The sequence below is a fragment of the Thalassobacter sp. genome (assembly GCF_982993085.1).
In genome coordinates, this window is record NZ_CEZFMW010000121.1 from 1 (window position 1) to 10,581 (window position 10,581).

Sequence of the window (10,581 nt, forward strand, 5' to 3'; positions counted from 1 at the left end):
CACATCCACAGGAGCGAGCGATGCGCAGATATCCCCGAGATATGGTGGGCTACGGGCCCAAACCCCCAGAAGCGAATTGGCCCGGCGGTGCGCGGATCGCGGTACAGATCGTCCTCAACTACGAGGAAGGTGGTGAAAACTGCATTCTTCACGACGACTCTGCGTCTGAAGCATTCTTGTCCGAAATCGTAGGTGCCGCCGCGTGGCCCGGACAACGGCACTGGAACATGGAGTCGATCTATGAATACGGCGCGCGCGCGGGCTTTTGGAGACTGCACCGCCTGTTCACCGAAATGGACATTCCTCTGACGGTTTACGGTGTGGCCACCGCATTGGCGCGTAACCCAGAACAGACCGCCGCGATGATCGACGCCGGATGGGAGATGGCCAGCCACGGGCTCAAGTGGGTTGAACATAAGGACATGCCCGAGCCGCAAGAACGTGAGAGCATCGCAGCCGCCGTCAAACTGCACCAAGAGGTCACGGGCTGCCGCCCCGTCGGTTGGTACACTGGCCGGTGTTCTGAAAACACGGTGCGATTGGTGGCCGAAGAGGGCGACTTTGCCTATGTCTCTGACAGTTACGCCGATGATCTGCCCTATTGGGTTGAGGTCGGCGCGCGGGATCAATTGGTGATCCCCTATACGTTGGATGCCAACGACATGCGCTTTGCCACGCCTCAGGGCTTCAACGCGGGTGATCAATTCTACAGCTATCTCAAGGACAGTTTCGACGTGCTCTATGCAGAGGGTGGGCGGATGATGTCGGTGGGCCTGCATTGTCGGCTGATCGGGCGGCCGGGCCGGGTGCAGGCGTTGCGGCGGTTTCTTGAATACGTCGCCGCCCATGAGGATGTTTGGTTTGCGCGGCGGATCGACATCGCGACCCACTGGGCCAAGACCCACCCCCACGTGCGACGCGCCCGGCCCAGCCAGATGGAGCGTGACACATTCGTGTCGACATACGGTGGCATTTTCGAACACTCCCCTTGGGTGGCTGAACACGCGCACCAGTTGGAACTGGGCCCAGCCCACGACACCGCAATTGGCCTGCATAACGCGCTGTGCCGGGCGTTTCGCGCGGCGGACCCCGCAAAGCAAATGGCGGTTCTGTGCGCGCACCCCGATTTGGCGGGCAAGCTGGCGACCGCCAAACGGCTCACCGCTGAAAGTACGTCAGAGCAAGCAAGCGCAGGGCTCGACGCGCTCACGGATGCGGAGCGTGTGCAATTCACCCAGTGGAACACGCAATACGTCGAAAAGTACGGCTTTCCCTTCATCATCGCAGTCAGGGATCACGATAAACGCAGTATCATCGCGGCCTTTAAGGCGCGGCTCAACTCGGATGCTGATACCGAATTTGCCACTGCCTGTTACAACGTAGAACGCATCGCGCTGCACCGTCTAAAGGACCTACTGCCATGAGCTATGCGTTCCCCAAGGGCGGGATGATGGGCCAAGACGCTAACCCCGAGGCCTGTTTCGTTCTGCCCGCAGTGACGCACAGGGATATTGTGACCTCGTTCCTGCCGCACTGGAAAGGAACACGTGCATAGATCCTTGCGCGGCAATTGTCGGGTTTCGCCGAGACGTTCTCTCAATACGCGATTGAGATCGGGCCGAAGGGCAACAGCATGTTGCCCGAAGTGGATATGCGCGCCGAAGCGGTGCTCTTTGTGACCCACGAAACGCCAACGCTGACCTTTGGGCGCGACACCAAACGCTGTGCACGGGCAGCTTTGTCTTTATTCCGGCCAGTGCGGTCTGGACCCTGTGGAGCCGCGCGAATATGCCCTGCGGCATTCAAGGCATTCATTGCCCACGATCGCTAAGCGGTGAAGATCGCGGCGAATATGTGTCATGGGGTTTTGACGTCGCTGTCGGTGGAGGGGCTTTATACGGTGATTGACCGTGTCCACGGCGGCCCCAATCTGGCGGAACACCTATTGGATCAGCCGCTAACGATCCTGCCGGATAACGGCACTACTTGATCACAGCCCAAGGTGGCGGTTGGTGACCTCAGGCGTCAGCTCGATAATCGTTCCGCCCCAGACACGGGTCCCTCGATCAAGGATGACGGCCGTGTCGGCAATTGCAGACAGCTCCTTGAGCGACTTGTCGATCAGTAGAATGCCAAGGCCTGTGTCCCGTTTCAGCCGCGCGATCACGTCCCAGATCGCCTGTCGGATCAGGGGTGCAAGCCCCTCGGTCGCCTCATCCAAGATCAACAGCCGGGGGTTAGTCATCAACGCACGCCCGATGGCCAGCATCTGCTGCTCTCCGCCCGAAAGGGTCGCCGCACTTTGATCTAGCCGATCACTTAGGCCGGGAAACAGGTCTAGGACCGTCGCCTCATGCCATGGGCCGGGGCGGGCTGCCGCAATCAGGTTCTCGCGTACACTCAGGTTGGGGAAGCACCTCCGTCCTTCCGGGACCAAGCCGATGCCAGCTTGCGCAGCCTTGTGGGCGGGCAGGGCGCGCAGGTCTGTGCCGTCGAACGTAATGGTGCCACCTGCCGGGATCATTCGACAGATGGATTTGACGGTGGTGGATTTGCCCATCCCGTTACGACCCATCAAGGCCACGACCTCCCCCTGCGCGACCTCAAGCGAGACATCGAACAGGGCTTGGGTCGCGCCATAGTGCGCGGTTAGGTTCTGGACGGACAAAAGGCTCATGCGTCCTCTCCGAGATAGGCGGCGCGTACGTCCGGGTTGGCGCGGATTTCATCGCGTGTGCCCGTCGCAATCAGTTGACCATAGACTAAAACACTGATCCGGTCCGCAAGCGCAAAGACCGCGTCCATGTCGTGTTCCACCATCAGGATCGGAGCCTCATCCCGCAAACCGTCTAGAAAACGCGTCAGCCGCGCAGACCCCTCGGCCCCCAAACCCGCCATGGGTTCATCCATCACAAAGGCCCGTGGTTTCAGGGTTAGGGCCACGGCCACCTCTAGCTGGCGACGTTGTCCGTGTGATAGGGCGGCGGTCTGCATATCGGCGCTATCTAGCAGGCCAACGCGGTCTAACGCGGCCTCGGCGGTGGCGCGCAAGTCGGCATCGTGCAGGGCACTGCGAAACAGGGGCACGCGCCCGCCGCGCGTACCCAGCGCACCAAGTACCGCGTTTTGCAGGACCGTGTCCTCCATCGCCAGCGCGCTGACTTGAAATGTCCGGCCCAAACCTGCACGCGCACGGTCCGCCACGCCAAGGGCCGTGACGTCCGCCCCTAGTAAATGCACGCTGCCCGCGTCTGGGCGCAATTTGCCTGCGATTTGCTGGATTAGGGTCGATTTGCCCGCGCCATTAGGGCCGATCAATGCATGGATTTCGCCGGGCCGTAGATCAAGTGAGATCCCGCGACTGGCCTCAACCGCGCCGAAGCTTTTGGTAATTCCACGGGTTTCCAAAACGGGGGTCATCGCTTTTCTCCCGCCACGAGGCCGATCAACCCACCACGCGCAAACAGGACAATCAGCAGGAGCAAGACGCCCAAGCCGATCTGCCAAAATTCACTGATGCCGCCAAGGTGATGTTCTAGGAAAATGAACACCGCTGCTCCGACCACGGGGCCGTACAGCCGGGCCACGCCGCCGATTAGCAGAAATACGATCAGTTCACCCGACAGTTGCCAGCTAAACATTGTGGGCGAAACAAAGCGGTTCAAATCCGCAAACAGCGCGCCTGCAAGCCCCGTAATCGCACCAGAGATGACGAATGCCAGAAGGCGTAGGCGAAAAGGCGACAGGCCCACTGTTTCCACCCGGTCCGGGCTTTGGCGCGCGGCATTCAGTGCAAGGCCAAAGGGCGACGCCTTGAGGCGGGCATGAATAAACAGCGCCAGCATCAGCGCGACAAACGAAATGGCGAAGAACTGGATCGGGTCGAGCGTATTGAGGCCCGGAAATCCATTTCGCACATAGATCGAAAGCCCGTCTTCACCGCCGTATGCGGGCCAAGAGATGGCGAAATAGTAGAACATTTGCCCAAAGGCGAGGGTGATCATGATGAAATAGACGCCGGAAGTGCGCAGCGTCAGCGCGCCAATCGCAAGAGCCGCCAGCCCCGATGACACCAGCGCCGTTAGCCAAATGATCGGCATCGACTTGGTGCCCTCTAGGCCCCAGATCATCGGCTGAAACGTTTGCGCATGATGGGCCAGAATACCCATCGCATAGCCACCGACACCAAAGAACGCCGCATGACCTAGGCTGACCAACCCACCAATGCCCAACGCTATGTTCAGGCCAACACCCGCCAACGCAAGGATCGCGACCTTGGTGGCCAGTGTGATTGTAAACGGCTCATCTGCCCACAGCGCCCAGAGTGGCACCGCCAGAAGCCCCAGTGTCAGGGCTGCGTTTAGCCAACGCTCGGGGATCATGCACGTACTCCAAACAGGCCTGTTGGTCGCCAGATCAGGACCGCTGCCATCAAGATATAGATCGCCATAGACGCCAACGCCGAGCCGACCGTTGCCGCTGAGGATGCGGGCATGAACAGCGCGAACAATCCGGGCAGTAGCAGCTTGCCCAGCGTGTCCGTTAGGCCCACCAAAACGGCGCCCACCAGCGCCCCTTTGATCGAACCGATCCCGCCGATCACGATCACAACGAACGCGAGGATCAAGACAGGCTCACCCATGCCGACCTGCACCGATTGGATCGCACCCACCAACGCACCTGCCAATCCCGCAAGCGCGGCACCGAGTGCGAAGACGATGGTATAGAGGCGCGAAATGTCGATACCGAGTGCTGCGATCATTTCACGGTCGCTTTCGCCCGCGCGAATTTGGATGCCCAGCCGTGTGCGGGTGATCAACAGCCCAAGCCCGATGGCCACCGCGATGCCAACCCCAATCAAGAACAACCGATAGGTCGAATACTCGATCCCTCCGGGCAGGCTGATGGGGCCGGACAGCGCCGGGGGTATGTTCAGGTACAGCGGGAATGAGCCAAAGACCCAGCGCGTCCCTTCGGAGAAGATCAGGATCAGCGCGAAGGTGGCCAAGACTTGGTCCAAGTGGTCGCGGGCATAGAGCCGCCGGATCACCAGAACCTCGACTAAAGCTCCAGCAGCCGCGGCCGCAGCCAATGCAGCCCCAAGCGCCAACACGAATGAGCCCGTCGCCCCCGCCACTGCCGCCGCTGCAAATGCGCCTAACATAAACAGCGACCCATGGGCCAGATTGATCAGACCCATCACGCCAAACACAAGCGTCAGCCCCGCTGCCATCAGAAACAGGGTCACACCAAATTGCAGGCCGTTGAGGACCTGCTCGATCAGAAGAATAAGACTCATGGGAGAGGGAACTGGACCGGAGCGTGCCCCGGTCCAGTTAAATCACATCTTACAGTCTGCGCCGTAGACATCGCTGTGGTCTGTCAGGGCGGTGCCAATGATGCGGTTGGTGAAAACGTCGCCTTCTTGGATCACCTCACGGACGTAGATATCCTGAATGGGGTGATGGTTGTCGGCAAAGGCGAAATCCCCACGGGTAGAGGCAAAATCAGCCGCCTTGAGGGCCGCGCGGAACGCATCGGCGTCATTCACATCGGCCGAGGCCATCGCGCTGAGCAGCAAGTTGGCGGTGTCAAACCCTTGGGACGCGTACAGCGAGGGCAGGCGACCATATTCCGCTTGGAAGCTTTCGACAAAGGCCGCGTTGGTCGCGTTGTCGATGTCCTTGTTCCACTGCGACGTGTTCACAACGCCCAATGCAGCGGCGCCCACGGCTTGGAGAATGCCTTGGTCAAAGCTGAATGCAGGGCCCACAACGGGTAGATCTACGCCACTATCGGCATACTGCTTGAGGAACGAAATCCCCATGCCGCCGGGCAGGAAGAAGAACACGCTGTCTGCACCCGATGCCCGAATTTGGGCGATTTCGGCTGCGTAATCGGTTTGGCCCAGCTTGGTGAACACTTCACCGGCCAGTTCGCCGCCGTACTGGCGTTTGTAGCCTGTCAGCGCGTCTTGGCCCGCAGGGTAGTTGGGCGCGAGGATGAAGCTATTGGAGTAGCCAGCAGAGTTCGCATAGGCGCCGGCGGCTTCGTGCAGATTGTCATTCTGCCAGGCGACGTTGAAATAGTTGGGGTGACATCCACGACCCGCCAAGGCCGATGGGCCCGCGTTTGGTGACAGATAGAATTTGCCTTGTGCTGTTGCCGCAGGCACCACAGCCATCGCAAGGTTGGACCAGATGATCCCGGTCATCACGTCCACTTTTTCGGACTGGATCATTTTGTCGGCCAGTTGCACGGCGATTTCGGGCTTGCGTTGGTCATCTTCGATGATGACCTCGATGTTGGTGTTACCCGATTGGTTGATCGCGAGCATGAAACCATCACGCACGTCGATGCCAAGGCCCGCGCCGCCGCCCGAAAGCGTGGTGATCATCCCGACTTTGACCGCGCCGTGGCCATCGGCCGATGCAGCGGTTCCGAATGCCGCGACCGTGGCCGCAAGTGCAAGGTGTTTGAACATAGTAGTCCCCCTATTTGTCCCTTGGACGCTCGATCAAAAGGCTTTGAACGTCAGCGTCGTGAGCGTCCGCTCGATTCCGTCGATGTCGAGCAGGTTATCGTTGATAAATTTGCCCACATCCTCGCCTTCGGGGATGTAGAGCTTGAGCAGCAAATCATATTCACCGGAGGTGGAATATAGCTCCGAATGAATTTCGCGCAGCGCAATGGCATCGGCCACGGTGTAGCCTGTGCCGGGGCGGCAGCGGATCTGGACGAATACGCAGTTCATTTGTGTCTCCCGTCGGCACATGTTGCAGCCCGCGCAGAAAAGCATGGCCGCGCGCGGAAGGGTAGAGGCATTTTACCCCCTTGGCACACGGGTATCCCACGCGCGCTCGAAAACGAGGGTGTCGCCCTCCCACGCCTTGATCCACGATGTGATGGCAAAGTCGGGACCATCGCCGCGCTGATACACCTCGCATTCGGTCCGCACCTGCCATGCGCCGCGCCCCTTGCTGCGGGTCCAATGGAACCGCGCGCTTGCCGCGCCGGTGTCATCCATGGGCATGGTAAAGGTTTCGTGGACGCAAAGCCCGGTTTCCAGCCCATGGGTTGTGTCGCGGTAAACGCCGTCGTCACCAATGATTTCGGTGGTGATGGTCCGTGTGCCGTAATCTTGGGTGATCTTCTTGCTTTCGGCGCGTGGCGCCAACGTGTCTGTTGCCAGTGGTGGTGCGGCGCGCGGCGGGCCGAACCCTTGCCATTCAGGTCCTGTGCGCAGGGGCAGCATGATGTCCCCACCCTTGATACGCAGGGTCACGGGCCTGGGACTGGGAAAGGCAAAGGGGAAGTAATTCGGCGCAATCGCGATCCGAAGTCGGTGGCCCTTGGGCAGGCGGTAGGCGATCTGATCGAGGGAAACGTTGATCTCCATCGCCGCGCCGGGGGTCACATCCACCGGCGTGTCATGCCCAAGGCGGTGGCGTAAGTTTAGCAGCCCCATCGTAATTAGCGCGGATGTCCCGTCAGGCCGCAGGTCACACAACCGCACAGTCATTTGCGCGTGGCTTTGATCCGCGCTCAGCGTCAGGCGCACGTTAGGCGCGCCGAGGATTTGCACCTCTTCCTCCAATGGGGCGCTGTCGAAACACAGCGCGAGCGCGTCATCAGGGCGTTGATCGGCAGGCAGCTCACCGGGGCCAAAGCCAAATGGAAAAAATTCACCTGCGCACAATCCATGGGTGGGCTCGGTCCGGGCCAGCGCATCAACGGGGCCTGCATCATCCGCAAGCGCACTGCCGTTCAGATGTAGCGCGAGCGTGGGCCCACCCACCACGCCATCTTGGCCGACCCAAACGCCCGGACGGGTCGCGAGGCTGACCTCAGGCTTGACCGAATCCATCATCCACGCGCGGTAGGGTGGGTCCTGCATCACGCCTGTCTCGGTGCCTTTTAACCAATGGTCGTACCAGCGTAGCATCTCATCCAGAAACCCGATTTGCGGACCGGGCACGCCGATGTGCGGGTATTTGTGGTTCCATGGTCCGACGATGGCGCGGCACGGGGCGGACAGGTTTTCCAACAGGGCGGCGGGTGTGTTGCGGTAGCCATCATGCCACCCGCCGACGGCCAAAACGGCGGCGTCAATCGCGCCCCAATCTTCGCACACGGAACCATGCTCCCAATAGTCATCACGGTGGCTGTGCTGTGCCCAACGGGTCGCGAGGTCTGGCGTGGCCTCTAGCCGCTCCAACCACATGTCGCGCCAAGCGTCGCCCACCAAGGCGGGGTCCGGCGGGACCGAAAACCACGACAACGCCGTTGCCGCCCACCCCGGATTTTCGCCCAGCATGACGCCGCCCTTGTAGTGGATGTCATCGGCGTAACGGTCAGTTGTGGAACATAAGGTAATGATTGCCTTTAGGGCTGGCGGGCGGCGCATCGCAACTTGCAGGCTGTTGAACCCACCCCACGAAATACCCTGCATTCCGACTGTGCCACTGCACCAATCCTGCGCGGCCAGCCATGCGATGACATCACAAGCATCCGCCAGCTCAGTTTCGGTGTATTCGTCATGCATTACCCCTTCACTTTCACCGTTGCCGCGGGTGTCCACGCGGACGCAAGCATATCCATGACCGGCTAGATAGGGGTGGCCAAGTGCATCACGCACAGCGGTGCCATCGCGTTTCCGGTAGGGGATGTATTCCAGAATAGCGGGCACGGGCCCCGCCCCTTCAGCCCGCCAGATACGCGCCGAAAGACGGGTCCCATCAGGCAAGGGGATCAGAACATGGGGGTCTTCGGAGACCGGAAAGGGAAACTCTGTCACCGTGTCCATGGATGGCTCGCTTTGGGTCGGGAGAAGTCACAAAAATGGCGGCGAAGTTGCCCTCGCCGCCATGTGGATTGGATAGGAGGGCGCTGTTACGCGAACCACCAACGCTCGGCGACTTTGTTGCCGTCGTTTTCCCAGTTGGCGGCGATGTTGCCATCATTGGCCAAGGATTTGGAATGGGCCGCGATGAAGTTCGCCCACATAGCCACGATCGCACCACCGTCGTCCTGCAACAGACGCTGCGCTTCCCAGTAGAGGTCTTTGCGCTTGGTTTGATCTGTCTCAGACCGGGCCGAGACGACCACATCGTTGAAGCGATCTGCGCTTTCGGTGTCCTTCCACGCGGTATCATTCCACTCAGTGTCGGAGGTGTATGCTGCCGAGTACATCCAGTCTTGGGTCGGACGACCGCCCCAGTAACAGGCACACCAGCCTTTTTTGTTCCAAACGTTGGACCAGTAGCCATCCGATGGCTCACGGATCAATTCGATCTCAATCCCGGCCTCGGCGGCGGAGGCTGCAATCAACTGGCCCGCATCAACGGCACCGGCAAAGGCAGCGTCGGCAACAGACAGTTGGATCGGACCAGAGTGGCCGGATTTTTCGTAGTGGAAGCGCGCGCGATCAGCATCAAACTCATGCACGGGCAGTTCAGTGTTGAGGAAGGGCATCGCCGATGACACAGGCACGTCGTTGCCCGCTGCACCGTGACCTAGCAGAACCTTGTCCACCAGTTCCTGACGCTTGATCGCCAGCTTCAGCGCCATGCGCAGATCGTAGTTGTCAAACGGGCCCACATCGAGACGCATCGGGAACGTGTAGTGCTGTGTCCCGGTGACTTCCATCAGGTTCAGCGTGGGCACACGAGCCATTAGGGCCACGGTTTTGGGATCCATACTGTCAGCGAAATCCACATCGCCGGACATGATCGCGCTTTGACGCGCAGTGGTGTCGAGAACAGACAGGAATTCAACCTCATCAAAGTTGGCACGGCCTTCTTTGAAGTAGTTGGGGTTGCGCTTGAACGAGGCGCGTACACCAGGCTCAAAGCTTTCGATCATGTAGCCGCCAGTGCCTTCAAGGCCCTGATTGTCGCCACCCTCGGGTTGGATCATCAGGTGATAGTCCGACACGATAAACGGGAAGTCGGCATTGCCGCTTTCCAGCTCAAACACAACCTGGTTGTCGCCGTCCTTGCGGATTTCTTTGACGGCAGTGATCAGACCCTTCGCAGCAGAGGTGCTGTCCTCGGCGCGGTGACGGTTGAAGGTGGCAATCACGTCCTCTGGGGTCAGGGTCTTGCCGTTATGGAACTCAACGCCGCGACGCAGGTTGAACACCCAAGTGGACGCATTGTTTGATGGCTCAAAGCTTTCGGCCAATTCACCGATCAGCTCACCAGTGTTTGACACTTCGGTCAGGTAGTTGCCGCGTGCAAATTGGACGGCCTGCATAAATCCGTTTTCGGAGTTTGCGGGGTCCAGCACGTCAGTGGTGGAGCCGTAGCCAAACGCTTGGCGCAGCTTGCCGCCGGTTTTAGGAGTAGCGGCTTCGGCTTGGCCTGCCAGCGACAGTGCCGCGGGCAATGCCACACCGGCGGCCAGTGCCGACATCACAAAGGAACGGCGATCAATCTGCTTTTCCGTGAGCAGCTTTGCGCGGTTCTTGAGGTAGATATCCTTTTGTTTCGTCACAGTTATTTCTCCCTGCTGTCTGACGACGCGTCTCATACGTTATGCCGTGTGCCGGTCGCACACCGCCCGGAGACGTCTGCGCGC

Annotated in this window: 12 protein-coding genes; 4 read left to right on the plus strand and 8 right to left on the minus strand. The window is 60.0% G+C overall.

The window, feature by feature from the left end:
- Positions 1 to 20 precede the first annotated feature (20 nt).
- Genes puuE through AC4GMC_RS15245 form a run of 4 tightly spaced genes read left to right on the plus strand, consistent with a single transcriptional unit; the run spans position 21 to position 1,990 of the window.
- On the plus strand, positions 21 to 1,424 hold the full coding sequence (gene puuE, locus AC4GMC_RS15230; protein ID WP_487877031.1) for an allantoinase PuuE: 1,404 nt from the start codon (positions 21 to 23) through the stop codon (positions 1,422 to 1,424).
- Complete coding sequence (locus AC4GMC_RS15235) at positions 1,421 to 1,555, plus strand: hypothetical protein (protein ID WP_487877030.1); 135 nt, start codon at positions 1,421 to 1,423, stop codon at positions 1,553 to 1,555. The genes puuE and AC4GMC_RS15235 overlap by 4 nt, the downstream gene beginning before the upstream one ends.
- Positions 1,556 to 1,570: 15 nt before the next feature.
- Entirely contained in the window at positions 1,571 to 1,831 is a 261-nt protein-coding gene (locus AC4GMC_RS15240) for a hypothetical protein (RefSeq protein ID WP_487877029.1), read from the plus strand.
- Positions 1,832 to 1,834: 3 nt separating this feature from the next.
- Positions 1,835 to 1,990 (plus strand): hypothetical protein, encoded by a 156-nt coding sequence (locus tag AC4GMC_RS15245; protein ID WP_487877028.1) that lies wholly within the window; start codon positions 1,835 to 1,837, stop codon positions 1,988 to 1,990.
- Here AC4GMC_RS15245 and AC4GMC_RS15250 read toward each other — a convergent pair whose 3' ends face one another.
- The 8 genes from AC4GMC_RS15250 to AC4GMC_RS15285 all read right to left on the minus strand — a co-directional run bounded on the left by AC4GMC_RS15250 (position 1,991) and on the right by AC4GMC_RS15285 (position 10,497).
- Positions 1,991 to 2,677 (minus strand): ABC transporter ATP-binding protein, encoded by a 687-nt coding sequence (locus AC4GMC_RS15250; protein ID WP_487877027.1) that lies wholly within the window; start codon positions 2,675 to 2,677, stop codon positions 1,991 to 1,993. It lies immediately after the preceding gene.
- The gene (locus AC4GMC_RS15255; RefSeq protein WP_487877026.1) at positions 2,674 to 3,420 is read right to left on the minus strand and encodes an ABC transporter ATP-binding protein; all 747 of its coding nucleotides are present in this window, start codon (positions 3,418 to 3,420) and stop codon (positions 2,674 to 2,676) included. Before AC4GMC_RS15255 ends, AC4GMC_RS15250 begins: the two co-directional genes overlap by 4 nt.
- A complete protein-coding gene (locus tag AC4GMC_RS15260) occupies positions 3,417 to 4,382 on the minus strand; it encodes a branched-chain amino acid ABC transporter permease (RefSeq protein WP_487879235.1) in 966 nt (321 codons plus the stop codon). Before AC4GMC_RS15260 ends, AC4GMC_RS15255 begins: the two co-directional genes overlap by 4 nt.
- Positions 4,379 to 5,299, minus strand: coding sequence for a branched-chain amino acid ABC transporter permease (locus AC4GMC_RS15265; protein WP_487880235.1), 921 nt, complete (start codon positions 5,297 to 5,299; stop codon positions 4,379 to 4,381). Before AC4GMC_RS15265 ends, AC4GMC_RS15260 begins: the two co-directional genes overlap by 4 nt.
- Positions 5,300 to 5,341: 42 nt before the next feature.
- A complete protein-coding gene (locus AC4GMC_RS15270) occupies positions 5,342 to 6,484 on the minus strand; it encodes an ABC transporter substrate-binding protein (RefSeq protein WP_487879346.1) in 1,143 nt (380 codons plus the stop codon).
- Between the two features lie 33 nt (positions 6,485 to 6,517).
- Positions 6,518 to 6,754, minus strand: a complete 237-nt coding sequence (locus AC4GMC_RS15275; RefSeq protein ID WP_487878269.1) for an Lrp/AsnC ligand binding domain-containing protein — start codon at positions 6,752 to 6,754, stop codon at positions 6,518 to 6,520.
- Positions 6,755 to 6,826: 72 nt separating this feature from the next.
- Positions 6,827 to 8,806: a CocE/NonD family hydrolase gene (locus AC4GMC_RS15280; RefSeq protein ID WP_487878270.1), complete on the minus strand. Its 1,980-nt coding sequence runs from the start codon at positions 8,804 to 8,806 to the stop codon at positions 6,827 to 6,829.
- A gap of 86 nt (positions 8,807 to 8,892) precedes the next feature.
- Positions 8,893 to 10,497 carry an ABC transporter substrate-binding protein gene (locus tag AC4GMC_RS15285; protein WP_487878271.1) on the minus strand — a complete coding sequence of 535 codons (1,605 nt, stop codon included), beginning with the start codon at positions 10,495 to 10,497 and terminating at the stop codon, positions 8,893 to 8,895.
- Positions 10,498 to 10,581: the final 84 nt, after the last annotated feature.